General features: G+C 71.3%; 23 protein-coding genes. 7 read left to right on the top strand and 16 right to left on the bottom strand.

What is annotated here, in order from left to right; genetic code table 11:
• Nucleotides 1-2: 2 nt before the first annotated feature.
• The 5 genes from ACFW9Z_RS12215 to ACFW9Z_RS12195 form a co-directional block, all read right to left on the bottom strand.
• Nucleotides 3-413 carry a nuclear transport factor 2 family protein gene (locus tag ACFW9Z_RS12215; RefSeq protein WP_384638367.1) on the bottom strand — a complete coding sequence of 137 codons (411 nt, stop codon included), beginning with the start codon at nt 411-413 and terminating at the stop codon, nt 3-5.
• 85 nt (nt 414-498) lie between these two features.
• Complete coding sequence (locus ACFW9Z_RS12210; protein ID WP_384638364.1) at nt 499-1,335, bottom strand: class I SAM-dependent methyltransferase; 837 nt, start codon at nt 1,333-1,335, stop codon at nt 499-501.
• A 132-nt stretch (nt 1,336-1,467) separates the two neighbouring features.
• A complete protein-coding gene (locus ACFW9Z_RS12205; RefSeq protein ID WP_384638362.1) occupies nt 1,468-2,325 on the bottom strand; it encodes an ATP-binding cassette domain-containing protein in 858 nt (285 codons plus the stop codon).
• On the bottom strand, nt 2,322-2,975 hold the full coding sequence (locus ACFW9Z_RS12200) for a hypothetical protein (protein WP_384638359.1): 654 nt from the start codon (nt 2,973-2,975) through the stop codon (nt 2,322-2,324). The genes ACFW9Z_RS12205 and ACFW9Z_RS12200 overlap by 4 nt, the downstream gene beginning before the upstream one ends.
• Before the next feature lie 2 nt (nt 2,976-2,977).
• Nucleotides 2,978-4,261 (bottom strand): magnesium transporter, encoded by a 1,284-nt coding sequence (locus ACFW9Z_RS12195; protein WP_384638356.1) that lies wholly within the window; start codon nt 4,259-4,261, stop codon nt 2,978-2,980.
• 375 nt (nt 4,262-4,636) lie between these two features.
• Here ACFW9Z_RS12195 and ACFW9Z_RS12190 point away from each other — a divergent pair, with 375 nt between their 5' ends.
• The gene (locus ACFW9Z_RS12190) at nt 4,637-6,454 is read left to right on the top strand and encodes a S9 family peptidase (RefSeq protein ID WP_384638353.1); all 1,818 of its coding nucleotides are present in this window, start codon (nt 4,637-4,639) and stop codon (nt 6,452-6,454) included.
• An 82-nt stretch (nt 6,455-6,536) separates the two neighbouring features.
• On the top strand, nt 6,537-7,595 hold the full coding sequence (locus ACFW9Z_RS12185; protein ID WP_384638350.1) for an SURF1 family protein: 1,059 nt from the start codon (nt 6,537-6,539) through the stop codon (nt 7,593-7,595).
• A 262-nt stretch (nt 7,596-7,857) separates the two neighbouring features.
• Here ACFW9Z_RS12185 and ACFW9Z_RS12180 read toward each other — a convergent pair whose 3' ends face one another.
• The 5 genes from ACFW9Z_RS12180 to ACFW9Z_RS12160 all read right to left on the bottom strand — a co-directional run bounded on the left by ACFW9Z_RS12180 (nt 7,858) and on the right by ACFW9Z_RS12160 (nt 13,531).
• Nucleotides 7,858-9,189: a hypothetical protein gene (locus ACFW9Z_RS12180; RefSeq protein WP_384638838.1), complete on the bottom strand. Its 1,332-nt coding sequence runs from the start codon at nt 9,187-9,189 to the stop codon at nt 7,858-7,860.
• A 59-nt stretch (nt 9,190-9,248) separates the two neighbouring features.
• Complete coding sequence (locus ACFW9Z_RS12175) at nt 9,249-9,824, bottom strand: SigE family RNA polymerase sigma factor (RefSeq protein WP_164614678.1); 576 nt, start codon at nt 9,822-9,824, stop codon at nt 9,249-9,251.
• A 544-nt stretch (nt 9,825-10,368) separates the two neighbouring features.
• Complete coding sequence (locus tag ACFW9Z_RS12170; RefSeq protein ID WP_384638347.1) at nt 10,369-11,454, bottom strand: aspartate-semialdehyde dehydrogenase; 1,086 nt, start codon at nt 11,452-11,454, stop codon at nt 10,369-10,371.
• Nucleotides 11,451-12,722, bottom strand: coding sequence for an aspartate kinase (locus tag ACFW9Z_RS12165; protein WP_384638343.1), 1,272 nt, complete (start codon nt 12,720-12,722; stop codon nt 11,451-11,453). The genes ACFW9Z_RS12170 and ACFW9Z_RS12165 overlap by 4 nt, the downstream gene beginning before the upstream one ends.
• Nucleotides 12,723-12,994: 272 nt before the next feature.
• Nucleotides 12,995-13,531: an SgcJ/EcaC family oxidoreductase gene (locus ACFW9Z_RS12160; protein WP_384638340.1), complete on the bottom strand. Its 537-nt coding sequence runs from the start codon at nt 13,529-13,531 to the stop codon at nt 12,995-12,997.
• A 184-nt stretch (nt 13,532-13,715) separates the two neighbouring features.
• On the opposite strand from ACFW9Z_RS12160, the gene ACFW9Z_RS12155 reads away from it, so the two are divergent.
• A complete protein-coding gene (locus ACFW9Z_RS12155; protein WP_384638337.1) occupies nt 13,716-14,558 on the top strand; it encodes an NAD(P)H-binding protein in 843 nt (280 codons plus the stop codon).
• A 125-nt stretch (nt 14,559-14,683) separates the two neighbouring features.
• On the opposite strand, the gene ACFW9Z_RS12150 is transcribed toward ACFW9Z_RS12155, so the two are convergent.
• The 3 genes from ACFW9Z_RS12150 to ACFW9Z_RS12140 all read right to left on the bottom strand — a co-directional run bounded on the left by ACFW9Z_RS12150 (nt 14,684) and on the right by ACFW9Z_RS12140 (nt 16,461).
• Nucleotides 14,684-15,343 carry a DUF5063 domain-containing protein gene (locus tag ACFW9Z_RS12150; protein ID WP_384638334.1) on the bottom strand — a complete coding sequence of 220 codons (660 nt, stop codon included), beginning with the start codon at nt 15,341-15,343 and terminating at the stop codon, nt 14,684-14,686.
• 83 nt (nt 15,344-15,426) lie between these two features.
• Entirely contained in the window at nt 15,427-16,026 is a 600-nt protein-coding gene (gene recR / locus ACFW9Z_RS12145) for a recombination mediator RecR (protein WP_384638331.1), read from the bottom strand.
• Nucleotides 16,027-16,119: 93 nt separating this feature from the next.
• On the bottom strand, nt 16,120-16,461 hold the full coding sequence (locus ACFW9Z_RS12140) for a YbaB/EbfC family nucleoid-associated protein (protein WP_084747249.1): 342 nt from the start codon (nt 16,459-16,461) through the stop codon (nt 16,120-16,122).
• A 394-nt stretch (nt 16,462-16,855) separates the two neighbouring features.
• Here ACFW9Z_RS12140 and ACFW9Z_RS12135 point away from each other — a divergent pair, with 394 nt between their 5' ends.
• Both ACFW9Z_RS12135 and ACFW9Z_RS12130 read left to right on the top strand, forming a co-directional pair.
• Nucleotides 16,856-17,707, top strand: coding sequence for an SLATT domain-containing protein (locus ACFW9Z_RS12135; protein WP_384638328.1), 852 nt, complete (start codon nt 16,856-16,858; stop codon nt 17,705-17,707).
• A gap of 928 nt (nt 17,708-18,635) precedes the next feature.
• Nucleotides 18,636-19,586, top strand: coding sequence for a hypothetical protein (locus ACFW9Z_RS12130; RefSeq protein ID WP_384638325.1), 951 nt, complete (start codon nt 18,636-18,638; stop codon nt 19,584-19,586).
• Nucleotides 19,587-19,646: 60 nt separating this feature from the next.
• Here the strand turns inward: ACFW9Z_RS12130 and ACFW9Z_RS12125 are convergent, their stop codons facing one another.
• From ACFW9Z_RS12125 to ACFW9Z_RS12115, 3 genes are all read right to left on the bottom strand, one after another.
• Nucleotides 19,647-20,297 carry a hypothetical protein gene (locus ACFW9Z_RS12125; protein WP_384638323.1) on the bottom strand — a complete coding sequence of 217 codons (651 nt, stop codon included), beginning with the start codon at nt 20,295-20,297 and terminating at the stop codon, nt 19,647-19,649.
• A gap of 189 nt (nt 20,298-20,486) precedes the next feature.
• Nucleotides 20,487-21,179, bottom strand: coding sequence for a GntR family transcriptional regulator (locus ACFW9Z_RS12120; protein WP_384638320.1), 693 nt, complete (start codon nt 21,177-21,179; stop codon nt 20,487-20,489).
• A gap of 207 nt (nt 21,180-21,386) precedes the next feature.
• Nucleotides 21,387-22,760 (bottom strand): aspartate aminotransferase family protein, encoded by a 1,374-nt coding sequence (locus ACFW9Z_RS12115; RefSeq protein ID WP_384638317.1) that lies wholly within the window; start codon nt 22,758-22,760, stop codon nt 21,387-21,389.
• Nucleotides 22,761-22,924: 164 nt separating this feature from the next.
• Between ACFW9Z_RS12115 and ACFW9Z_RS12110 the strand changes: the two genes are divergently transcribed.
• Together ACFW9Z_RS12110 and ACFW9Z_RS12105 are read left to right on the top strand one after the other, a co-directional pair.
• A complete protein-coding gene (locus ACFW9Z_RS12110) occupies nt 22,925-23,554 on the top strand; it encodes a type 1 glutamine amidotransferase family protein (RefSeq protein ID WP_384638314.1) in 630 nt (209 codons plus the stop codon).
• Nucleotides 23,551-24,078 carry a MarR family winged helix-turn-helix transcriptional regulator gene (locus ACFW9Z_RS12105; protein ID WP_384638311.1) on the top strand — a complete coding sequence of 176 codons (528 nt, stop codon included), beginning with the start codon at nt 23,551-23,553 and terminating at the stop codon, nt 24,076-24,078. Before ACFW9Z_RS12110 ends, ACFW9Z_RS12105 begins: the two co-directional genes overlap by 4 nt.
• Nucleotides 24,079-24,310: the final 232 nt, after the last annotated feature.

The following is a 24,310-nucleotide window of genomic DNA, read 5'->3' as shown; positions in this document are numbered from 1 at the left end:
TCTCAGTACCGTTCCACCAAGTGCTCACGGCCCGCCGGGGGTTCGTACGACTCCGGCCAGAAGTCCGTGACCCCGGTGATCAGGCCCCGGTCGTCGAAGGTGAAGAAGTGGATCGCGTGCATCTCCTCCGGGCCGACCGTGAACTCGGTCCGTGCGGCGGCCTGCCGGCCCTCCGCGTCGGCGACGATCCGCTCGATCCGGACGTGCCAGTCGCCCGGGTACTCCTGGTTGAACCGGAGGTAGCGCTCCTTGCCGTGGATCCGCTCCCGGGTCTGCGGCAGCTCGTACACCACGTCGTCGGCGAGGGTCGCCGCGAAGGCGTCCCAGTCCCGGATGTCGGCCGTCGCCCAGTACGCCTCCACCGCCGCGCGCAGTGCACGCGTGCCGATGGTCCTGCCCGTCGTCTCGGTCATGGGAACAAGTCTGGTGCCCACCACTGACAATCGCCCGTTCAGACCGGTGCAACCCGCTCTGGCCCGCTCCGACCTGCTGCGATGCCTAACGTGCCGTCGGGCGGGACGCCTTGACCGAGTACATCAGCGGGATGCGCGGGCGGTCCGCCGGGAAGCGGTAGTGGCCGTCCGCATGGCGCTCCAGCGTGCCGAAGCGCGGGAAGAGCGACGTGTCGTGCTCGTGCAGGAACTCGATCCGCAGACCGGCCGCCGCGAGCGCCGTCACCACCTCGCCCACCGGGTGCTGCCACTCGACGCTGCGGTTGTGCACGGTCGGGGCGTCGAAGTCGGCGTACGTCCCCGGCGTCTCGTCCACCCAGGCCTCGCGGCTGAAGTAGTCGTGGGTGACGACCGAGCCGGTCGCGTCGTCCAGCGTGTCGGTCAGGGGGTGGAACTCCGCCAGATAGAGGAAGCCGCCGGGCGCGACCAGCGAAGCCGCCGTCTCGGCCCAGCGCTCCACGTCGGGCAGCCAGTTCAGCGCGCCGACGCCCGTGTAGACGATGTCGTACGCGGAGTCGGGCACGGCCGTCGGGGCGTCGTACACATCGGCCGTCACGAACGCCGCGCGCTCCGGGCCCAGGCCCAGCGATTCGGCGAGGCCGCGGGCGGTCTCCACGGCGGGATCGGAGAAGTCCAGGCCCACGACCTGTGCGGCCCCGTGCCGCGCCCAGGACAGGGTGTCGAGGCCGATGTGGCACTGGAGGTGGAGCAGGGTCTTCCCCGTGACATCGCCGACCTCCGCGAGCTCGAAGGCCCGCAGCGCGTCCTGGCCCGCCCGGAACGCCTCCAGGTCGTAGAAGTCGCTCGCCACGTGGATCGGGACGCGCTCGTCCCAGCGTGCGCGGTTGGCGTCCTGCCAGTCGTCCGGGGTCGGCGAGTACATATCCGAGAAGCTACCCACAGGGTGGGAGGGGCGCGAGTGGATATCCACAGGCGGCCCCGGACCTGGACCTAGACCTGGACCTGGACCTGGACCCGGACCTGGACCCGGAGGAGGTACCGCCGGACGGGCCGGTCAGCCCGTGCCGTCGTCGCGACCCATGGCCCCGTCGTCGAGGCCCATGAGGACGGCGTACGCGGACTCCGCCTGCCGGCCCGGAGCGGCATCGGGTTTCGCGTGGTCCAGGAAGCTCCCGGTTCCGCCGTGGTGGAGGATCCGGCCACGGTCCATGAGGGAGACGGTCTTCGCCTCGTCGGCCAGGTCGGCTATGTCGTGGGTGGACATCAGCACCGGAACCCGGGCCGCGACCTTCCGCAGCACATCCCGGAAGACCGTGCGCTGGTACGGGTCGAGCCCGGCCGTGGGCTCGTCGAGGAGGATCACCCGCGCGTCGTGGGCCAGGGCGCAGGCGATACCGACCCGGCGGAGCTGGCCCCCGGAGAGCCTGGCCGTCTTCTGGCCGCTCCGGTCGGCGAGGCCCACCTGGTCGAGGGCCGCTCCGGCGCGTTCCCACGCCGTGGAACGGTCCTCGCCCTTCAGCCAGGCCACGTACGCCACGTACTCGCGCGCGGTCAGCTGCCGTGACGTCGGCACCTTCTGGGGCAGCCAGGCCACATGGCGACGGTACTCACGGGCGGCGGAGGTCAGGACGGAGTCGGCGGAGGTCGGGGCGGAGTCCGGCGAGGTCAGGGCGAGGCCTGCGGAAGTCGGGGCGGAGTCGGCCGAGGTCGGGGCGGAGTGCCTGAGCAGGACTCTGCCTGCCAGCGGTTCCACCGTGCCGGCCAGGAGGGACATCGTGGTCGACTTCCCCGCTCCGTTGGGGCCGAGCAGGATCGTCAGGCCCTCGGCGGGGACTTCGTAACTGAGGCCGGAGAGGACGGGGCGCTCCCAGCGGCGGTAGCGGAAGGTGACGCGGTCGAGCAGCACAGTCATCGGTCGGTCCTTGGTACGAAGCAGGTTACGCAGCAGGTGAGGGAGAGGACCCCGGCCAGGAAGACGGCGGCGGCGCCCACGGCGGCATGGGTGACGTGGGCCGCCTCGGTGACGAGCACCCAGGGGTAGGGATCGCCGGGGCTCCGGCCGCCGAGAAACATGGACTGGATCATCCAGAAGACGGGGACCAGCGTCGCCCGGTGGCCGATCAGTGGCCAGACACCCAGGGCGAGTCCGCAGAAGAACAGGCTGTTCCGCGCGGCGACCAGCATGGCCTCCGACCCCGACCCCGATCCCAGCCCCGATCCCCATCCCCATCCCGGTCCCGGTCCCGGTCCCAGGAGGGACATTCCCGCGGCCACGGCTGTCGCGAGGAGCGCGAAGCCGGAAACGAGGACGACGTCTCGCGCGTCGAGCCGGCGGACCGCGGAGCGTTCCACCAGAGGCATCCGCCTCTCCAGGCAGGCGATCAGCGCGACGCCGGGAAGGATGGCGACGAAGTTGCTGAGCTCCGTCGCCATCGCGTAGTGCCCCAGGAACGAGGGGAAGACGACCGACGCACCGCTCGTCACACCGACACCCAGGACGAAAGCGAGCAGTGCACCGGGCAGCAGCCCGAGAGCGCCCCTCTGGCGCAGCCACCAGATCATGGTCAGCGACCGTCCCGGCAGGCGGCTCGGAGCTGCTGGGAATACCAGGCCTTCTGCTGCCGCAGGGGCAGCTCGGCCACCCTGGCCGTCTCGGAGAGAAGGCGTTCCTCGGTCCGGCCTTGGCTGAACTCCTCGTCCTCCCGTGAAAGCCAGGCCAGGTAATGCTGCTCGACCCCTATGGTCCGGGCCGTCCAGAGGGTGGGGCCATGCAGCACGTTCCAGTCCGGTTCCTCGCAGGGCATGCCGACCACGGAGATGGCGATGTTCTCCTGGAGGGCTTGGCGTGCCGTGCCCGGTGTGAGGTCGATGGTCCAGTCTTCTCCGTCGGTATCGGTCCGTCGGACGTCGGCCACGGAGATATCCGTAATACGCCGGGGTTTCCGGTCGATGATTCCCTGCGCCTCCAACTGTCCCGTCATCTGCCGAAGTCCTATCTGGATTTCAACGATGTGATCGGCCCCGGCTTCCGGCAGGCAGACCTCGGGCGCACTCCCCTCGCAGACGACCGGAGCCAGCCCCTTCGACGTGGGAGGAACCGCACGCCAGTCCACAGTGATGCCGTACGCGCCGATCAGGCCGCCGACCGCGACGACGAGGGACAGCGCGGCCATGCGGATGGGGTCGCGGCGCAGGGCTGTCAGCGCGACGCAGGCAAGTGCCAGACAGACGGTGGGCAGTATCGCGGCCGCTGTCATGGCCGGTGAGTAGGCCTCACCGAACCCCACCCAATGGATCGACCCGGTGACATGGTGTGCCCAGAAGTGGTCCGTGCCCAGCGGAAAGCTGATGCCGACGAAGACCGCCACCGATACGAGCGGTGCGGAGTACAGCGCATGAAGCCGGCGGCCGACGACGAACCCGATGACGGCATGGGCGGCGATCAGCACCACCACGATGCCCATGAGGTGCAGTACGTACAGATCGGGAAGGACTCCGACCACCCACAGGCCACCCGCCATGACTCCGGCGGTCAGCGTCGAGAGGCACACCACGGTGACCAGGACGGGTCGCAGCGCGATGCGCCACGCGGGCTGCGCGGCGCCCAACTGCCAGGCGCCCAGAGCCTTGAGCCGGGTCGCCTCCATGGCGGTCAGCCCCGCGGCGGCCGCGGCGGCCATCGGGACGGGGGCGTGCAACGCGTAGGACGCCGCCTGCGCCGCCCAGGGCAGGTCGACGAGCTGCTCGATGGCCCGGGTGCTCGTCAGGAAGATATGAACGAAGAAAGCGCCGATGAAAGGCGTGGCCAGTACGGCAGGATGCGTACGGAAAGAAGTCGAGAATCGCATGAGGCCCCGTAAGGGAGCCCGAATCCGGGCCTCCCTCGACTCTCCGATCGCCGAGGCCCCCGCTCGAACTGAAAACCGCAAAGTCGGGCGACTTTAGCACTGAATCATCGGGCGGAGGAACCCGGAGCGGCGGACGAGTGCCCGGATTATCCATTCTTGACCCGATCGATCACCACCTGCATACACTATTCCCTCCCCCAGCTTGCGGGACAGGAGACCGGCGACAGGGAATTCCAGGGCGAAGCTTTTCCCGCTGAAAGGGGTTGTCGGGAAACCTGTTTACGGAAAAGGGCTCGCGCCCACCACTCTCGAATCCCGTTACGGGCAGGCCGCGCGATCAGGTTGGATGGGGACATGACGACTGATGCTGGGGACATGACGACTGACGCTGCTGCAGCAGACCTGCCCGACTGGGAGATGCGGTTCCGTGCCCCTCGCGTCTCGCTGCCCGGCTGGGCCGAAGACGCCCCCGACCGTGCGCTGTTCGTGTCGAACGCGACCGGTACGTACGAGCTGTACGCCTGGGACCGGGAGACCGGACACCAGCGCCAGGTGACCGACCGGCCCAACGGGACCACCGACGGCGTGCTGACGCCCGACGGGGAGGCCGTCTGGTGGTTCAGCGACACCGACGGCGACGAGTTCGGCGTGTGGATGCGCCAGCCCTTCGGCGGCGGGGAGGACGAGCCCGCCGCCCCGGGGCTCGCGCCCTCCTACCCGGCCGGGCTCGCCATCGGGCGGGACGGTTCGGCGGTGATCGGCCGTTCCACCGACGAGGACGGGACGACCATCCACCTGGTGCGCCCCTCGGACAGCGGCGAATCCGTGGAGATCTACCGGCACCGGGAGTCCGCGGGCGTCGGGGACCTCTCCCACGACGGGACCCTGATCGCGCTGGAGCACACCGAGCACGGCGACGCCATGCACTCGGCGTTGCGCGTGGTGCGCCGGGACGGCTCCACGGTGGCCGAGCTGGACGACACCGAGGGCGGCACCAAGGAGCTGGGACTCGCCGTGCTGGGCTTCGCGCCGGTGGCCGGTGACACCCGGCTGCTCGTCGGGCACCAGCGCCGGGGCCGCTGGGAGCCGATGATCTGGGACCCGGTCGCGGGTACGGAGACCGCGCTCCCCGTCGACCTGCCCGGTGACGTGGGCGCCGAGTGGTATCCGGACGGCTCCGCGCTGCTCATCGAGCACAGCTTCGAGGCCCGCAGCGAGCTGTGGCGGTACGAGCCGGGGGCCGCGGCCCCCGTCCGCGTCGAGACCCCCGCCGGTACGGTCTCCGGTGCCACGGCCCGCCCGGACGGCACCGTGGAGTACCTCTGGTCCTCGGCCGCCCACCCGCCCGTCGTACGTTCCACGAGCGGCGCGGTGGTCCTGGACCCGCCCGGCGCCAAGGCCCCGCCGTCGGTGGCCGTGGAGGACGTGTGGGTGGAAGGGCCCGGCGGCCGTATCCACGCCCTCGTACAGAAGCCGGCCACCGGGGACGGGCCCTTCCCCACCGTCTTCGACATCCACGGCGGCCCGACCTGGCACGACAGCGACGCCTTCGCCTCCGGTCCGGCGGCCTGGGTGGACCACGGTTTCGCCGTCGTACGGGTCAACTACCGCGGCTCCACCGGTTACGGCCGTGCCTGGACGGACGCGCTCAAGCACCGGGTCGGCCTGATCGAGCTGGAGGACATCGCGGCCGTACGGGAGTGGTCGGTGGCCTCCGGGCTCGCGGACCCGGAGCGCCTGGTCCTGGCCGGGGGCTCCTGGGGCGGCTACCTGACCCTGCTCGGCCTCGGCACCCAGCCCGAGGCCTGGGCGCTGGGGCTGGCCGCCGTGCCCGTCGCGGACTACGTCACGGCGTACCACGACGAGATGGAGGCCCTGAAGTCGATGGACCGCACGCTGCTGGGCGGCACGCCGGAGGAGGTGCCGGAGCGGTTCGAGGCCTCGTCCCCGCTGACGTACGTCGACGCGGTGCGCGCGCCCGTCTACATCTCGGCGGGCGTCAACGATCCGCGCTGCCCCATCCGTCAGGTGGAGAACTACGTGGACCGGCTGGCGGCGCGCGGCGCGGTGCACGAGGTCTACCGCTACGACGCCGGGCACGGCTCGCTCGTGGTGGAGGAGCGCATCAAGCAGGTACGGCTGGAGCTGGAGTTCGCCCTGAAGCACCTGGGGGGCGACGACCTGGGGGCGTGAGCGCCCCCTCGGGGGCGTAAGAGGCGGATAAAGGGTCGACCCCGCTCCGGAGGGCCGGAGCGGGGAACCGTACCTTGGAGGGGTGTACCGGTTCCTGCTGACCCCGCGATGGTGGGGGATCAACCTCTTCGTCGTGCTGGCCATCCCGTTCTGCGTGTTCATGGGCACCTGGCAGCTCGGCCGCTTCGAGGACCGTGTGCAGTCGCACGAACAGGCGGCGAAGCAGCCCGATCCGAGCACCCGGACCGCCGAACCGCTGGACGAGCTGCTGCCCGTCGACAAGGTCACCTCCGGCCGCCCGGCCATCGCGACCGGGACGTACGCCGACCAGTTCCTGGTCCCCGGCCGTGAACTGGACGACCGCGCGGGCTTCTACGTCCTGAACCTGCTGCGGACCGATGGCGGCAAGGCCCTGCCGGTCGTACGCGGGTGGCTCCCCGGCACCGCGGGCAGCGTCCCGGTCCCGGCCGCGCCGGAGGGCGAGGTCACGGTGACCGGGGACCTCCAGGCCTCCGAGAACGTGAACAGCAAGGGCGTCAACTCCCGGGGCGGGCTCCCCGAGGGCCAGCTCGGCATGATCAGCGCCGCGACCCTCGTGAACCTGGTCGACTACGACGTGTACGACGCCTGGGTGACGCTTCCCGGGACGGAGGCGGGCGGCGCGAGCAGTGCGGCGGGCGACGCAGCGGGCGACGCGATGAAGCCGGTGCCCGCCGCCGCGCCGCAGGGCAGCGGCCTGGACCTCAAGGCCTTCCAGAACCTGGGGTACACGGGCGAGTGGTTCGTCTTCGCGGGCTTCGTGCTCTTCATGTGGTTCCGCCTGGTCCGCCGCGAGGCCGAGGCCGTTCGCGATGTGGCCCTCGGGCTGGTCCCGGAGGGCGGGGACGCGGCGGCGGGCGGGGGCCCGTCGGAGGGCGGAGGCCCGTCGGAGGGCGGAGGCCCGTCGGAGGGCGGAGGCCCGTCGGAGGGCGGAGGCCCGTCGGAGGGCCGGGAAGCCTCGGCGGGCGCGGAGGTGTCGGCGGGCGCGGAGGCATCGGAAGCCTCGGAGGGCCCGACGGCCCCGGCGGATACCTCGAAGCCGGTGGAGACCGTCCCGGCCGCCTCGGTGCCGAAGGCCCCGGAGACCGAGAAAGGCCCGTAGCCGGGGAGCCAGGGGCCCGGAACACGGTTGGCCGAGGGGCCCCGGGGGGGGGCCGGAACGCGATTGGCCGAAGGGGCCGGGGGCCGGAACGCGATTGGCCGAGGAGCCCCGGGGGCCGGGGGCCGGAACGCGGTTGACCGAAAAGCCCAGGAACGCAGGCAGCCGGAACCTGTCGTGGTCTCGGCAGCCTGTCGGTGGTCTCCGGGCCCCGGCCTCCCCTCCCCCTAGCCGGGCTACCGCCGCCTCCCCTCCCCCTACCGGGCTACGAGGTGGCGAGGAGGCCCGTCCGGTAGATCGTGCCCGAGCAGGCGTTGCTGATCTTCGCCTCGGCGGTGGGCGCGCCCGTCTCCGGCGTGTGGGTCACCGCGATACTGCCGTCCGCCGTGCCCCCGCCGTCCTGTTGCAGCGACTGCGTGTCGGTGCCGGACTGGCCGGAGCCCTCGCCCGTCGTCCCCCCGGTGCCGTCCGGCGACGGGGTCGGGCTGGGTGAGGGGGCCACGGTCGGACAGGTGTCGGCCGGCACCCAGGCGAACTGCACCTCGTACGCCATCGACGGCTTCAGCAGCACCGTGCCCGGCTCCTCCGAGGGGTCGGGCAGGCCGGGGGCGGCGTCGCCCGCCGTGTGCTGCACCACGGTGATCTTGAGCGGGTCGGCCGCGCCGAGGGCGGTGAAGCCGACGGTGCCGTTGCTGCTGACCGTGCACTCCGTACCGGACACGTTGGCGATCTTGAAGCTGCCGTACACCGTGCCGTCGGCGCCCGGTGTGCCCGCCCCCGCGGAGGCGACGCCGAGCTGGCCCGGGTCGCAGACCGGCAGGGCGGCGAGCTCCTCGGGCGGGGGCGTGGAGGCCCCGCCGCCCGTCGTGGCACCCTCCGGGTCCTTGTCGGTGCTCGACGACGGGCTCCGGGAGGGGTCCGGTGCGCCGGAGCCGCCCCGGGTCTCCCGGTCGGTGGGCTTCACGGGCCGGTCGCCGGGCGCTTCGGGGCTGGACTCGTCGCCGTTGCCGCCCTGGGCCTGCTCGCCGTGTCCGGCGATGGCGGGGGCCGCGGCGGAGGAGCCGTCCGAGTTCGCCACGTGGACGAAGGCCGGGACCGCGGTGCCCATCAGGAGGGCCGCGGCCGCCGCGCCGACGGCGGCCTGCCGTCGTCGGGCGCGCCGGGCGGGCACGGCGCGTTGCAGATGTTCGAGGGTCCTGTCCGAGGGTTCGAGGTCCCCCACGGCCCCGTGCAGCATCCGGCGCAGGACGACCTCGTCCAGCTCCCCGCCGCTGTCACCGCCGAAGCCGGGCCGGTCGCCCAAGCCGCCGGAACCGCCACCGGAGCCCTCACCGGGACCACGGCCCCCCGCGAAGAGGTCCGTCAGCGTCCCGGTGAGATCGTCACGGCCCTCGCCACCATGAGCACCACCGCCACCACGGCCGCCACGGCCGCCACCGCCATCAGCACGGCCGTCACCACCACCGCCGCCATCCGCACGCGCAGGTGACGGCCCGGGTTCCGGGCTCTCGCCCTGCTCGGGTTGTGCGCTGTCGTCGTGCGGACCGTCCGGTCGGTCCGGATCGGTGTGCGGAGTCTTCTCCGGCCCGTGGTTCACAATTCCGTTTCCCGTCGGGTCGTTCTCGTGCCTGTGCTCGTGGCGGTGCTCGGACCCGCTCATGCCTGGGCCTCCATCACGACGCGGAGCGCCGCGATACCGCGCGAACCGTACGCCTTCACCGAGCCCAGCGAAATTCCCAGCGTCTCCGCGACCTGGGCCTCCGTCATGTCCGCGAAGTAGCGCAGCACCAGCACCTCGCGCTGGCGCCGCTGGAGCCCCTTCATGGCCTTGATCAGCGCGTCCCGCTCCAGTTGGTCGTACGCGCCCTCCTCCGCGCTCGCCATGTCCGGCATCGGCTTGGAGAGCAGCTTCAGCCCGAGGATGCGGCGGCGGAGCGCCGAGCGCGAGAGGTTGACGACGGTCTGGCGGAGGTACGCGAGGGTCTTCTCGGGCTCACGGACGCGGTTGCGCGCGGAGTGCACGCGGATGAACGCCTCCTGCACCACGTCCTCGCAGGACGCGGTGTCGTCCAGCAGCAGGGCCGCGAGGCCGAGCAGCGAACGGTAGTGGGCGCGATAGGTCTCGGTGAGGTGGTCGACCGTGGTTCCTGCTGCCACCGTCTCTTCAGCACCCCCGCGTTGCGAGGGCAGCTGAGCCGGGCGCGCAGCGGGCATGGGCGCGATCACCGGCATGCCGCCGGGCGCGCGGGGCCGCCGGAGCGGACGCACGGTCGCGCCTCGCAACGGGCCCACCACTGTGATGTCGAGAACCTCTGCCACGCCTGTTGGACACGCTGCCCCCCGTCAGGGTTGTACGCGTACGGCGCCACGTTCGACGCTGTGCGACATGCCCTCATACGTACCTGCTCTTCCCCAAATGCCCCGTAAACGCGTCCCGTCACGCAAGAAGTCACGGCGTAGACGCTGCCCGGCCGACGTGCGGTTGCAGAAGGCCGGGAGATCATCGTCGGATATGACAACGCCCCAGCTCAAGAGGTTCAGACCAGGTAATTGCTCATAGGGCGTTCACAGATCCTACAAAACAGGTTCGATCAATCCGAAGGCGATCGAACCTGATCGGGAGCCGATCGGGAGCTGATCGGGGGCCGATCCCGACGAGAACAGGCCGGACTCAGGCACAGGCTCAGGCGCGGGCTCGGGCACAGGATCAGGCACGGGATCAGGCACGGGATCAGGCACAGGCTCGGACCGAGGTCGGACCGAGATCAGCCCGAGATCACGCCGGGGTAATTTCCGCAGCCACGGATTCAGCGATCTGCGCCACGTTCAAAGCCGCCCCTTTGCGAAGATTATCCCCGCAAATGAACATTTCCAGGGCGCGCGGATCGTCCATCGAACGCCGGACCCGGCCGACCCAGGTGGGATCGGTGCCCACGACATCGGACGGTGTCGGGAAATCGCCGGACGCCGGACTGTCGAAGAGGACGACGCCGGGTGCGGTGGCCAGGATCTCGTGGGCCCGGTCGACGGCGACCTCGTTCTCGAAGCGCGCGTGGACGGACATGGAGTGGGCCGCGATGACGGGAACGTACACACAGGTCGCGGTGGCCCGCAGCTCCGGCAGCCCCAGCACCTTGCGGCACTCCTCGCGGATCGCGATCTCCTCGGACGACCAGCCGTCCCCGGCATCGGCCCCGGCCCACGGCACGACGTTCAGGGCGACGGGAGCGGCGAACGGGCTGCTGCCGCTGCCTCCCGCCGGACCGGCTCCGTCACCCAGGGCCCGGCGTACGTCACCGGGGTGGGTGCCCAGCTCCGTACCGGCCACCAGCGACAGCTGTTCGCGCAGGGCCGTGACGCCGTCGCGGCCCGCGGCGCTGACCGCCTGGTAGGAGGAGACGATCAGCTCACGCAGCCCGAACTCCGCGTGCAGCGCGCCGACCGCGACGATCAGCGACAGCGTGGTGCAGTTCGGGGAGGCGACGATGGAGCGCGGTCTGAGCCGGGCGGCGTGCGGGTTGATCTCCGGGACGACCAGCGGTACGTCGTCGTCGAGCCGGAAGGCCGCCGAGTCGTCGATGACGACCGCGCCCTTGGCGGCGGCGATCGGGGCCCAGTGGGCGGACACGTCGTCCGGGACCAGGAAGAGGGCCACGTCGACGCCGTCGAACACGTCCTCGGCGAGCGCGAGCACCTCGCTCTCCTCACCGCGCACGACCAGCTTGCGGCCGGCCGAGCGCGGTGAGGCGATGAGTCTGACCTCGCCCCAGACGTCCGCGTGCTGCGAGAGGATCCGGAGCATGACGCCGCCGATCGCACCGGTCGCACCGACGACCGCGAGCGAAGGGCGGCGGGCGGTCATCGGCCGGTGCCCCCGTAGACGACGGCCTCGTCGGAGTCGCTGTCGAGTCCGAAGGCGGTGTGCACGGCGCGCACGGCCTCGGTGACGTCGTCGGCACGGGTGACCACCGAGATGCGGATCTCGGATGTCGAGATCAGCTCGATGTTCACGCCCGCGTCGGAGAGCGCCTCGAAGAAACCGGCGGTGACGCCCGGGTTGGTCTTCATGCCCGCGCCGACCAGGGAGATCTTGGCGATCTGGTCGTCGTAGCGGAGCGACTCGAAGCCGATGGAGCCCTTGGTCCGCTCCAGGGCGTCGATGGCCTTGCGGCCCTCGGCCTTGGGGAGGGTGAAGGAGATGTCCGTCAGGCCGGTCGAAGCGGCGGAGACGTTCTGCACCACCATGTCGATGTTGACCTCGGCGTCCGCGATGGCGCGGAAGATCGCGGCCGCCTCGCCCGGCTTGTCCGGAACGCCGACGACGGTGACCTTGGCCTCCGAGACGTCGTGGGCGACTCCGGAGATGATCGCGTGCTCCACCTTCTGGTCCCCTTGCGGCTCGTTGCTGACCCAGGTTCCGCGCAGTCCGGAGAAGGACGAGCGGACGTGGATCGGGATGTTGTAACGGCGTGCGTACTCGACGCAGCGGTGCAGCAGCACCTTGGAGCCGGACGCGGCCAGCTCCAGCATGTCCTCGAAGGAGATCCAGTCGATCTTCTTCGCCTTCTTCACGACCCGGGGGTCCGCGGTGAAGACGCCGTCGACGTCGGTGTAGATCTCACAGACCTCGGCGTCCAGCGCGGCGGCCAGCGCGACGGCGGTCGTGTCCGACCCGCCGCGGCCGAGGGTGGTGATGTTCTTGCCCTCCTGGCTCACGCCCTGGAACCCGGCGACGATGGCGATGTTGCCCTCGTCGATCGAGGTCCGGATGCGGCCGGGCGTGACGTCGATGATGCGCGCTTTGTTGTGGACCGAGTCGGTGATGACACCGGCCTGGCTGCCCGTGAACGACTGGGCCTCGTGGCCCAGGTTTTTGATCGCCATCGCCAGCAGGGCCATGGAGATCCGCTCACCGGCGGTCAGCAGCATGTCGAATTCACGGCCGGCAGGGATCGGCGAAACCTGCTCGGCGAGGTCTATCAACTCGTCCGTCGTGTCGCCCATCGCGGACACCACGACAACCACCTGGTTGCCGTTCCTCTTGGCGTCGACGACTCGCTTGGCAACCCGCTTGATGCCCTCGGCATCGGCTACGGAGGAGCCTCCGTACTTCTGCACGACAAGGCCCACGTGCGCTCCTCGCTCAGTCATTACTGCGGTCGGCTCAGTTTAACGAGCAGCCCGGAATCGACCCGTCCTTACCAGATGGTGAGATGTCCCGCCCACTACCCGGTACGGCGTGTCGACCCGAACTGCTCGTACGAGGTTGCTGCCCATCCAGGAGGAGCGCACTCCCGTTTGTGTCCCAGCCCACACCTTCGGGCCGGAATGCGCGAGCCGGGGGCGTCCGTCCGCGTACCCTTCACACCCCGCGCCCGCCGGCCCGCGTGAACCGGGGCCGGTCAGATCGCCGCCAGCGACTCCGCGTCGACGACCGGGGTGTTCTGCGCGGCCGCGACACGCCACACCCCGTCGTCCTTCGCCAGGACGTAGGTCGGGGTGCCGGGGACCGCCTCCGGGTGGGCGGCGATGAGCTCGGAGGGGTCCTCCCGGCCCCGGAAGATCTCGTCCAGGAACTTCCCGTCGAGGTCGACCGGGCGCTGACGGATCTTGACCGCGGCCACGTCGGGGCGGACGAAGAGGATGAGGTCGACGGTGTACGTGGCCTTCACCGGGGAGTCCGCCTGCGGAGGGAGCACCTTGCGGGTGAAGGCGCCGATCTCCGGCAGGCCGGTGAGCCGCTTGCCGTGGGCCGTCGTCCAGATGGCGTCCTCGCGGAAGCCGCTGAGGAACGCCTCGGGCAGCGCCTTCCGCTGGGCGTCCTGCACGGCCGCCACGAACGCGAGGATGGCGTCGACCTCCTCCTGCGGGGCGGGTACGCCGAGAACGGTGGGGGCGGGAGCGGCGGGGGCGGCGGGGCCAGGGGCACTGGTGCTCATACGGATCTCCTTGTGCCGAGCGTGGCCGGTCGGTCCGGCCAGACCGACCCTCACCCCTCAACCGCGGTTGAGGTCAAGAGCGCCTTCCCCGGATCGACCGGCTCACCCAACCGCCTTGATCTCAAGCCTGGTTGAGGTTCTAGCGTCATCTTCATCAAGTGACGAGCAAGAGGAGTGCGCGACGATGATCCTGGTGACCGGTGCGACCGGAAACATCGGCAGGGAGCTGGTCCGGCGACTCCACGCGGACGGCCGTGGCCCCGGCGTACGGGCACTGACCCGCGACGCGGCGCGGTCCGCAGGCGTGGTGCCCGACGGGGTCGAGGTGGCGGAAGGCGATCTGGGTCGCGCCAAGACGCTGAAGCCCGCGCTGGACGGGGTGCGTTCGCTGTTCCTGATCGCGGGGGTCGGCGCTGACGCCGGTGTTCTGGAGGCCGCCCGGGACGCGGGGGTGGAGCACGTGGTGCTGGTCTCCTCCATCACCGTCGCGACCCACCCCCACCTGGGCCCGGCGCAGGCCAATCTCGCCGTCGAGCGCCGGCTGCGGGAGAGCGGGATGGGGTGGACGGTGCTGCGGCCGACGCAGTTCGCCTCCAACACCCTGTGGTGGGCGGAGTCCGTACGGGACGAGTCCGCGGTGCACGTGCCGTACGCGGACACCGGGCTGCCCACGGTCCACCCGGCCGACATCGCCTCGGTGGCCCGCGCCGCGCTGACGGAACCGGGGCACCGGGGGCGTACGTACCCCCTCACCGGCCCGGAGCGCATCACCCCGCGGCAGCAGGTCGCCGAGCTGGGGCGGGTGCTGGGCCGGGAGGTGGCGTGCGTCGGGATCGGGCGGGAGGAGGCGTACGGGCCGATGGCCGCGGCGATGGGGGCCGAGACCGCGGACAGCGTCCTCGACCTGATGGGCGGCGATGTCAACGACGAACTGCTGACCGTGCACGACACCGTCCACCGCGTCACCGGTTCACCGGCCCGCCCGTACCGCCACTGGGCCAAGGAAAACGCCAACGCCTTCCGATGAGGCCGCCGCCTCGGGTGAGCCAACGTCCTCCGGTGAGGCCGCCGCCTCCGGTGAGCCGGTGCCTTCGGTGAGGCCGACGCCGAGCCGTTACGGGGCCGGAGCCATGGGCCCCGTCCCCGTACCCCCTACTTCACCGGCCGCAGCCCCAGCGGCCCCGCGATCTCCTCCAGCATCACGCGCCCCGCCTCCTCCGCCAGGTTGTCCTCGCCCGGGTCCTGGTCGGTGTCGAGGCCGTCCAGCTCCTCCAGGGGCTGGCCGAGGCGGATGTGGGCGATCAGGGACTGGAGGGCGCGCAGGGTGGCGGAGGCGGTGGAGCCCCAGTTGGAGAAGTACGAGAACTGCCACCACCACAGCGCCTCGGCCGTGCGGTCCGCCTCGTAGTGGGCGAGGCCGTGGCCCAGGTCGGTGACCAGGTCGGCCAGGTCGTCGGAGATGCGGTGCGGGACCGGGGCCTTGCGGGGCTCGTACGGGTCGAAGACCTCGGAGTAGACGTCGATCGGCTCCAGCAGGGCCGCGAACCGCTCGCGCAGCCCGTCCGCGTCCGGCTCGGCGCCGAGGTCCGGCTCGTACCGCTCGTCGGGGAGGACGTCCTCGTACGCGCCGAGGCGGCCGCCCGCGAGCAGGAGCTGCGATACCTGGAGGAGCAGGACCGGAACGGCCTCTTCCGGCTCGTCGACCTTGGACACCTCGGTGACCGCGACGATGAACGTCTTGATCTGGTCCGCGATCTGGACGGCGAAGTCGCCCGGGTCCTGCGTGACGGAGTTCAGCGTGGCGTCAGACATCGAGGGGACCTCCCGTGGGCGCGGTCACAGACGGTGAAGCGGACGGCAGTACGTGAGAGGGCCGGGGGTGCGCGGCCGTGGCGTCAGACATCCAGCAGGCGCCTCCCCTCGAACGCGCGGCCCAGGGTGACCTCGTCGGCGTACTCCAGGTCGCCGCCGACCGGCAGGCCGCTGGCCAGCCGGGTCACCCTGAGGCCCATCGGCTTGACCATCCGCGCCAGGTACGTCGCGGTGGCCTCGCCCTCCAGATTGGGATCGGTCGCCAGGATCAGCTCCGTGATGGAGCCGTCCGCGAGCCGGGCCAGCAGCTCGCGGATGCGCAGATCGTCCGGGCCGACGCCCTCGATGGGGCTGATCGCCCCGCCCAGGACGTGGTAACGGCCCCGGAACTCGCGCGTCCGCTCGATCGCCACGACATCCTTGGGCTCCTCGACCACACAGATGACGCTCTGGTCGCGGCGCGGATCACGGCAGATCCCGCACTGCTCCTGCTGGGCGACATTGCCGCACACCGCGCAGAACCGGACCTTGTCCTTGACCTCCAGGAGGGCATGGGCGAGACGGCGTACGTCGGTGGGCTCGGCCTGCAGGACGTGGAAGGCGATCCGCTGCGCGCTCTTGGGACCGACGCCGGGCAGCCTGCCCAGTTCGTCGATGAGGTCCTGAACAACGCCTTCGTACAACGGAACGCCTTTCTTTGCTTCCTGCTCCGTACCGTAGTGGGTACGGGTCGGTACCAGTAGGCCCCCGGCGTCAGCTTCCGGCGGCCCGCCGGATCAGAACGGCAGGCCCGGGATCGAGCCGCCGCCCAGGCCCTGCGCCAGCGGGCCGAGCTTCTCCTGCTGGAGCGTCTGCGCGTTCTCGTTGGCCGCCTGGACGGCCGCCACCACGAGGTCGGCGAGCGTCTCGGTGTCCTCCGGGTCCACGGCCTTCGGGTCGATCACAAGGCCCCGCAGCTCGCCGGAGCCGGTGACGGTGGCCTTCACGAGGCCTCCGCCCGCCTGCCCGTCGACCTCGGTCCTCGCCAGCTCCTCCTGGGCCGCGGCGAGGTCCTGCTGCATCTTCTGAGCCTGCTGGAGCAACTGCTGCATATTGGGCTGGCCACCACCGGGAATCACGGTCACTCCTGGCATTTCGACGACAAATGTTTCGGTAAGCCGAGCCTACGTGCTCCCCGGTCACCGCGCTCCACCCACCGGGGAGCAACTCTTTCGGGTGAGATTCGGAAACCGTCGTGAGGGCTCCTATACCTGACCAGCGGCCCCGTCCAGGCGGGAATCCCGCGATTTCGACTCCGCGGCCCACCATTCGGCGGTAGGAAGAGCGTGCACAGCGATACGCATGCGCGCATGCATGGTGACGCAGAGTAACGTGTGGGGTCGTCGTCGGTCGCGCGGACCGGCCGTTCCGCCCCGCACCGAGGCCACCGAGGCCGTCCCCGGGCGAGAGAGCGGCTCCGGGAGAAGCCCTGCGCCGTCCGTCCCGTCCGTCAGAGTGCAGAGGAGTGCCCCGGTGAGTCAGCCGGAGATGCAGCCCGAGGGGCCGCCCCGCAAGGAGTCCGACGCGGGTTCCGGTGAGAGCGGAGTGGACAGTTCCGCTTCTGGCTCCCGGCCCGGTGCGGCGGCCGGTTTCTTTGGGGGGGCCGGAGGGTTCGGGGGCTCCGGGGGCGCCGGGACCGGCGGGCGCGATCTGACCGGGCGGCCCTTCCCCCTCGGCGACTGGGGCGACCCCGCCGAACGGCTCGACGAGCTGTACCGCTGGGTCGAGTCCGGCGCCCTCGCCACCGCGGACTGGTATCTCAACGACCGCTCGTGGAAGCGCCGGGGGGCCAGGGCCCTGCGGCTGGGCACCGCCGCCGGGGTCGTCGCCGGGGCCGCACTGCCACTGCTCGACCTGACCGGCACGCTGAGCGGGTCGGCGGGCTGGGGCTATCTGTCGCTGCTGCTGGGTGCCGCCTGCATGGCCTGCGACCGGTACTTCGGGCTCACCTCCGGCTGGATAAGGAACCTCGCCACGGCCCAGGCCGTGCAGCGGCGGCTCCAGGTGCTCCAGTTCGACTGGGCCTCGGAGTGCGTACGGGAGACGCTCGGGCCGGCCGAGGGCACGGCGAGCGAGGCGGCCGAGCGGTGCCTGGGGGTGCTGCGGCGGTTCTCGGAGGACGTCACGGAGCTGGTGCGGTCGGAGACGGCGGACTGGATGGTGGAGTTCCGGGCGGGGCCCGCGCCGATGGGGACGCAGGCGCTGGTCTCCGGGAGCGCGGGCGGACGGGCCGAGCCGGGGGCGCTGCCGGGGCGGTTCGCGATGCCGTCGGTGGCCACCCGGCCGAACATGCCCCGGCAGCGGCCGCCGGAGGCGCCGAGGTAGTCGCCGCAGTGGAAAGGGGGAGGGCGCGGGTCGGTCGCGCCGCGCCCTCCCGGAACCGGTCGGCCGGTGGGCGGGTCGGCCTGCAAAAGTGGGTCGGCCTGCGAGTGGGGCGGTCGATGGGTAGGTCGGCCTGCAAGTGGGACAGTCAGCGAGTGGGGCGGTCAGCTAGTGGGGCGGTCAGCCGGTCAGCTGCGGACCCAGCAGGCCGTTCAGCACGTGTCAACTGGCCTCAAATACAGTAGACATGTCGAACGCACATGCCATTTACTGTGCCTCGCCCCCACGTTGATCACCTTTCCTTCACCTAGGGAGACTTTGTCATGCCCAGATCCACTTTCTCCTTCTCCCCGCGCCGCCTGGCCACCATCGCCGTGGCCGTCACGGCCGCCGCCGGTCTGACGCTGGCCGCAGCCGGTACCGCGACGGCGGCCGGCAAGAACGGCAAGCTGGAATCCGGCGAGTTCGGCCTCTACTACAACTCGGGCCAGGGGGCTGTGTCTTCGACCTCTACAACTACGACGCCAACTTCACCAACGACAAGTTCAAGGCGTTCAGCGGCACGTGCAGCGGCCAGGGGTCCACGACCAACGACAACACGGCCTCGTACAACAACCGGGACATCCTGGAGTGGTTCGTCTACACGGACAAGGAAGCCGGCGGGATCCGGGGCTCGCTGCCGTCGGGCTACAAGGGCGACGCGTCCTCCAACTTCAAGAACAAGATCTCCTCGGCCTACCCCTTCGAGGTCTGATTCCCTTCGAGGTCCGGCCACTCCAAGATCCGGCCCCTTCGATGTCCGGCCCCTTCAAGGCCTGATCACTTCGAGATCCGGCCTCCCCACGTTCCGCCCTCGGCCGCCGCCCCCCGGACCCACACCCGGTGGGGCGGCGCCCGGCCCTCACCCCAGCGAACGGACCGTACGCCCGCCATGCGCCCATCCCCCGGAGCCCGCCGCCTCGTCCCGGCGCTCATCACGCTGCTGGCCGCCTGCCAGCTCACCGCCTGTGCGGCAGATCCGGACCCCGGGGACACCGAGGCGTCGGAGCCCGTGGTGGCCTCGACCCCGAGGATGCTGGAGACCGCCGGTCTGACGCTCCCCCTCGACGTCTACGAGACCACGGCCGAACAGCGGGCCACCCTCACCCGGGCCCAGGACGTCCTCATCGGCAGGTGCATGGCCCGGTACGGATTCACCTTCAACCCGCCCGACCGCCGCGCCGCCTCCAAGGCCCGCCCGAACAGCCGCGTCTTCGGCCTGGTCTCCGCGACCGACGCCGCCCGCTACGGCTACCGCAATCCCGCGGCGGCGGACCGGGCCCCCGCCGGGGCCGCCACGGCTCCGCTGACCAAGGCGGAGGAGATCGCACTCCACGGCGACCCCGATCTGGACCCGGCCACGATGCCGATGAGCCAGGAGGAGGCCGAGAAGAAGGGAGCTGGGGGCCAGGACGTGCCGGTCGGGGGATGCGTCCGGGAGTCGTTCCTGAAGCTGTACGCGCCCCGCCCCGACAGCGTCGACCAGCTCTTCGTCTTCAACCTGCGGGGCGAGGCGGAGTCCAGGGCCCGCGCGGACTCCCGTATCAAGGCCGTCGACGAGCGGTGGTCGCAGTGCATGGCGAAGGCCGGCTTCCGCGCCACCGACCCGATGGACGCGGCGGACCAACTGGGCTTCACCGGGGAGACCAACGCCTCACCGGCGGCCATCACCGCCGCCAAGGCGGATGTCGGCTGCAAGAAGGACGTCAACCTCGTCGGCGTCCACTTCGCCGTCACCTCCGCCTACCACCAGCGGCTGATCGACAAGAAGGCGGAGACGCTGGCGCTGGTGGAACGGCAGTCGGCCGAAAGACTGCGACTGGCCGCGTCCCTGACCTCTTGACCTCCCAGTCTCCTGACCTCTCAGCCCCCTGGCCTCCCAGCCTCCTGGCGGACGGCCGCCTCAGCTAAAAATGATCATCGACCCTTGAGCCAGGCTCCTGGTCGCCGCCGCGTGCAGGCCCAGCCAGACGTGGCGTTCCCGGGCGAACGGACTGTCGTCGTACGGGATCGGGGTCGCCGGTTCCTCCAGGGCCGTGGGGCCCGGGGGCGGCTGGGGCGCGGCCGGAGGGTTGGCCGGGTCGATGCCGATGGACGGGGCCACGTACTCCAGCTCCCGCAGCAGCCCGTGTGCGGAGCCCAGCGGGCCGCCGCCCGCCAGCAGCGCCTCGTTCGAGAGCGGGGCCGGGAAGTCGACCGGGACGTACGCACCGGCGTGGTCGTAGTGCCAGACCAGGTGCGACTGCTGCGCGGTCTGCTCGAACATCTCCAGCAACTGCTCGTAGTCGCCGCCGAGGCCCTCGACCGGGGTGACGGCGAGGCCGCTCAGCTGGAGCAGATAGGCGCGGCGCAGGAAGTGCAGCGCGTCGTAGTCGAAACCCGCCACCGGGGCCACGTCTCCGTTGAGGCCCGGCATGTAGGCGAAGACGGGGACGGGCGGCAGCCCCGCGTCGTTCAGCGCACTGTCGTAGACGGCGATCTCTTCGGCGAACGGATTGTCGGGGCTGTGGCACAGCACATCGACGAGGGGGACCAGCCACAGGTCACAGGCCACGAAGTCTCGCTCTCCAACGGGTTCGGCGATCGTCGGAACAGCGTAATGCGAGGCGAACGCCACGGACAGTGCCCCGGCACCGCGAAGGCCCCGGCCCCGGTCAGACCTCCCGGTCCCCTGGGCCCCCTACGCGCCCTGGGCCCCCTACGCGCCCTGTGTCCCCTGTGTCCCCTGTGTCCCCTGGGCTCCCTACGCTCCCTGCGCCCCCCGGACCTCCTGTGCCTCCAGGTGGTCCGCCCAGGCGAGGGCGTGGGCGTAGTACGCCTGCATCACCGCGAGCACCTGGCCCCGGTCGCCGGCCGCGATCGCCTCGACCAGCTCCTCGTGCCCGAACCACAGCACATGCTCGTCGGCGTGCTCGCCGCGCAGCCGGTGCACGGTGAACACCCAGGCCTGGACGCGGAGTTTGGCGAGGAAGGCGGTGATGTACGGGTTGAGGACGAAGGCCCCGAGCTCCCGCCAGAAGCGGAGGTCGTACCCGATCAGTACGTCGAGATCGCCGCCCTTCGCCGCCCGGACCGCCTCCGCGGCACGGCGCCGGATCGGGACGAGCGCCTCGGGCCGGACGGCCACCTGGTCGGCCGGGCTGCGGAAGATCCCCTCGACGACGAGGGAGCGGGCCTCGACCATCGCCCGGTAGTCCGCGATCGTGAATTCGTGGACCTGGAAGCCGCGGTGCTGGTCGGAGGAGAGCAGCCCCTGCGCGGAGAGGTCGAAGAGCGCCTCGCGGACGGGCGTCGCGGAGACGCCGTACTGTTCCGCGATCTGCTTGACGGTGAACTCCCGGCCCGGGCGAAGACGCCCGGCCAGCACTTCGTCGCGCAGCGCGTCGGCGATCTGCTGGCGCAGCGTACTGCGGGTCACACCTCCGCTCGCACCCATGGGCGGCCCTTCCCGTTCGTCTGCCGTATTTCGGCTCGGGTCACCATAAGCCAGGGCCCCACCGTGCCCGATTTCGGGCAGGATGGGGCCCTGGAATGTGCGGGAGAGTACCCGGACGCTCACAACGCGTGCTCGTGGGCGACTGTTACGCGACGGCGACTGTTACGCGACTACGCCACGCGCTCATGGGCGACGACCGCTACGCCACTACACCGTGTGCTCGTCCGCGACTGCGAGCGCGATGTCCAGCGCTGCCAGCCCTTCCTTGGCCTCGGCCTCGGTGACGTTGCACGCGGGGACGGCGTGGGTGCGGTTCATGTTGATGAACGGCCACAGCCCCTGCTTCTTCGCCGCCGCCCCGAAGGCCGCCATCGGCGCGTTCGCCTCGCCCGAGGCGTTGTACGGGACGAGCGGTTCGCGGGTCTCGCGGTTACGGACCAGCTCCAGCGCCCAGAACGTGCCGAGGCCGCGCACCTCGCCCACCGACGGGTGGCGTTCGGCGAGTTCGCGCAGGCCGGGGCCGAGAACGGTCTCGCCGATCCGGGCCGCGTTCTCGACGACCTTCTCGTCCTCCATGACGCCGATGGTGGCGACGGCGGCCGCGCAGGCGAGCGGGTGGCCGGAGTAGGTGAGGCCGCCGGGGTAGGGGCGGGTCTCGAAGGTCGCGGCGATCTCGGCGCTGATGGCGACGCCGCCGAGGGGCACGTAACCGGAGTTGACGCCCTTCGCGAAGGTCAGCAGGTCCGGCACGACGTCGAAGTGGTCGGCGGCGAACCAGGCGCCGGTACGCCCGAACCCCGCCATCACCTCGTCGAGCACGAAGACGATCCCGTACCGGTCGCAGATCTCGCGCACGCCCGCGAGGTAGCCGGGCGGCGGGGTCATGATCCCGGCCGTGCCCGGGATGGTCTCCAGGATGATCGCGGCGACGGTGGCCGGGCCCTCGAAGGCGAGGGTGTCCTCCAGGTGCTGGAGCGCGCGGGCGCACTCCTCGGCCTCGGTCTCGGCGTAGAACGGCGAGCGGTAGAGGAACGGCGCCCAGAAACGTACGACACCGGCCGAACCGTTGTCGGAGGGCCAGCGGCGCGGGTCGCCGGTGAGGTTGATCGCGGTGGAGGTGGCGCCGTGGTACGAGCGGTAGGCGGAGAGCACCTTCGTACGGCCGGTGTGCAGCCGGGCCATCCGGATGGCGTTCTCGACGGCCTCGGCCCCGCCGTTGGTGAAGAAGATCTTGTCCAGGTCGCCCGGGGTGCGCTCGGCGATGAGGCGTGCGGCCTCGGAGCGGGCCTCGACGGCGAACGCGGGCGCGAACGTGGCGAGTTTGCCCGCCTGCTCCTGGATCGCGGCGACCACGGTGGGGTGCTGGTAGCCGATGTTCGTGTAGACGAGGCCGCTGGTGAAGTCGAGGTAGCGGTTGCCTTCGTAGTCCCAGAAGTAGGACCCCTCGGCGCCGGCCACGGCGAGCGGGTCGATGAGGCCCTGGGCGGACCAGGAGTGGAACACGTGCGCGCGGTCCGCGGCCTTCACGGCCGCACCGGCCGCGGGGTCGGCGTACGGGGCATGCGGGGCATGAGGGGTCATGCGGCGAGCGTAGGCGCTGGTGGGGGGCCGTCTCCATGGCCATGTTGTACGGCGTGGAGCGCGGGGTTCGGCAGGGTGTCGGGTCCCGGGCGAGGGCCCGGCCACATTGACAGCAGGCTGTCGTTATGACAGTATTCTGTCATCTACTTCAGGAGGAGGCCGCCATGACCGGCACCGGGACCCGAACCGTCGTTCATCTCGCCGTGTACGACACGCTCGCCGACTGGGAGACCGGGTACACCACGGCCTTCCTCGCCCAGAACGGCTACACCGTGCGGACCGTGGGACCGGGGAAGGAGCCGGTCACCACCATGGGCGGACTGCGCATCGAGCCCGATCTGGCGCTGAAGGAGCTGCGGCCCGAGGAGAGCGCGCTGCTCGTCCTGCCGGGTGCGGGGCTCTGGGACGCGGGGGACGACCTGGCCCCGTTCGCCCGGACCGCGCGCACCTTCCTCGACGCGGAGGTGCCGGTCGCGGCGATCTGCGGGGCGACGGCCGGACTGGCCCGCGAGGGGCTCCTCGACGACCGGGCGCACACGAGCGCGGTCTCCTTCTACCTGGCTGCCACGGGGTACGAGGGTGGCGAGCGGTACGTGGAGGCCGACGCGGTGACGGACGGCGGGCTGATCACGGCCGGGCCGACGGAGCCGGTGGCGCTGGCGCGGGAGGTCTTCGGACTGCTGGGGGTGTACGGGCCGGAGAAGCTGGGGGCGTGGTACCGGCTGTTCCACGACTCGGACGCGAGTGCGTACGAGGTGCTGGAGGGTACGGAGGAGGGGGAGGGGAAGGCATGAGCGCCGGGGCCGGACATCCCTCGGAGCAGGAGCTGTTCAGCCGGGCCGCGCTGACGGTGTTCCGGCTGAACGGGCAGTTCCTGGGCGTCGCCGACGAGCTGGCCAGGCCGGGCGGGCTGACGGCCGCGTGGTGGCAGGTGCTGGGGGCGGTGCTGCCCGAACCGTTGCCGGTGGCGGGGGTCGCGCGGTCGATGGGGATCACCCGGCAGAGCGTGCAGCGGATCGCGGACCTGCTGGTCGGGAAGGGGCTCGCGGAGTACGTCGAGAACCCGGCCCACCGCCGGGCGAAGCTGTTGCGGGTGACGGCTGCGGGGCGGGACGCGGTGTCACGGATAGACCCACCGCACGCGGAGTTCGCGGCGCGGCTGGCGGGGGAGCTGGGGGGCGAGGAGTTCGTGGAGACGGTACGGGTGCTGGAGCGGTTGGCGGGGGCGCTGGAGGCGGTGGAGGAGGGGGCCTCTTCCGGCGGGGCCGGGGTCCACTCCGGCGTGGGCGGCGCCCATTCCAGCCTGCCCGGCGTTTGAGGGCGGAACCTTGGCGGTGGTGGGGCCGCGCCTCAATTCCTGGCTCCTCCGGAGCACCGCCCACTCCTGTGCGCCGCCCCCGCGCTCCCGGGTTCCGTCCTCAAACGCCGGACGGGCTGGGTGGGGCCTCCCGGGCCGAAAGCTGAGCCCGCCCGGCGTTTGAGGGCGGAACCGGAGCCCCGGGGGGCCGTGTCGTAGACGGGGAGCCCGCACCGCCGCACCCGCTCCACCC

It is taken from the genome of Streptomyces sp. NPDC059452 (assembly GCF_042750035.1).
Classification (GTDB): Bacteria; Actinomycetota; Actinomycetes; order Streptomycetales; family Streptomycetaceae; genus Streptomyces.
The sequence above is the reverse complement of the archived record's forward strand: the minus strand, read 5'-3'. Positions and strand labels throughout refer to the sequence as shown.

Bases quoted from the DNA above. Each gene is read 5' to 3' on its own strand.
- ACFW9Z_RS12105 (WP_384638311.1), top strand. From the start codon at position 23,551: ATGAGCGCCGGGGCCGGACATCCCTCGGAGCAGGAGCTGTTCAGCCGG.
- ACFW9Z_RS12150 (WP_384638334.1), bottom strand. From the start codon at position 15,343: ATGTCTGACGCCACGCTGAACTCCGTCACGCAGGACCCGGGCGACTTC.
- ACFW9Z_RS12175 (WP_164614678.1), bottom strand. From the start codon at position 9,824: ATGCCGGTGATCGCGCCCATGCCCGCTGCGCGCCCGGCTCAGCTGCCC.
- ACFW9Z_RS12130 (WP_384638325.1), top strand. From the start codon at position 18,636: ATGCGCCCATCCCCCGGAGCCCGCCGCCTCGTCCCGGCGCTCATCACG.
- ACFW9Z_RS12170 (WP_384638347.1), bottom strand. From the start codon at position 11,454: ATGACCGCCCGCCGCCCTTCGCTCGCGGTCGTCGGTGCGACCGGTGCG.
- ACFW9Z_RS12190 (WP_384638353.1), top strand. From the start codon at position 4,637: ATGACGACTGACGCTGCTGCAGCAGACCTGCCCGACTGGGAGATGCGG.
- ACFW9Z_RS12205 (WP_384638362.1), bottom strand. From the start codon at position 2,325: ATGACTGTGCTGCTCGACCGCGTCACCTTCCGCTACCGCCGCTGGGAG.
- ACFW9Z_RS12115 (WP_384638317.1), bottom strand. From the start codon at position 22,760: ATGACCCCTCATGCCCCGCATGCCCCGTACGCCGACCCCGCGGCCGGT.
- ACFW9Z_RS12210 (WP_384638364.1), bottom strand. From the start codon at position 1,335: ATGTACTCGCCGACCCCGGACGACTGGCAGGACGCCAACCGCGCACGC.
- ACFW9Z_RS12195 (WP_384638356.1), bottom strand. From the start codon at position 4,261: ATGCGATTCTCGACTTCTTTCCGTACGCATCCTGCCGTACTGGCCACG.
- ACFW9Z_RS12160 (WP_384638340.1), bottom strand. From the start codon at position 13,531: ATGAGCACCAGTGCCCCTGGCCCCGCCGCCCCCGCCGCTCCCGCCCCC.
- ACFW9Z_RS12110 (WP_384638314.1), top strand. From the start codon at position 22,925: ATGACCGGCACCGGGACCCGAACCGTCGTTCATCTCGCCGTGTACGAC.
- ACFW9Z_RS12120 (WP_384638320.1), bottom strand. From the start codon at position 21,179: ATGGGTGCGAGCGGAGGTGTGACCCGCAGTACGCTGCGCCAGCAGATC.
- ACFW9Z_RS12215 (WP_384638367.1), bottom strand. From the start codon at position 413: ATGACCGAGACGACGGGCAGGACCATCGGCACGCGTGCACTGCGCGCG.
- ACFW9Z_RS12155 (WP_384638337.1), top strand. From the start codon at position 13,716: ATGATCCTGGTGACCGGTGCGACCGGAAACATCGGCAGGGAGCTGGTC.
- ACFW9Z_RS12200 (WP_384638359.1), bottom strand. From the start codon at position 2,975: ATGATCTGGTGGCTGCGCCAGAGGGGCGCTCTCGGGCTGCTGCCCGGT.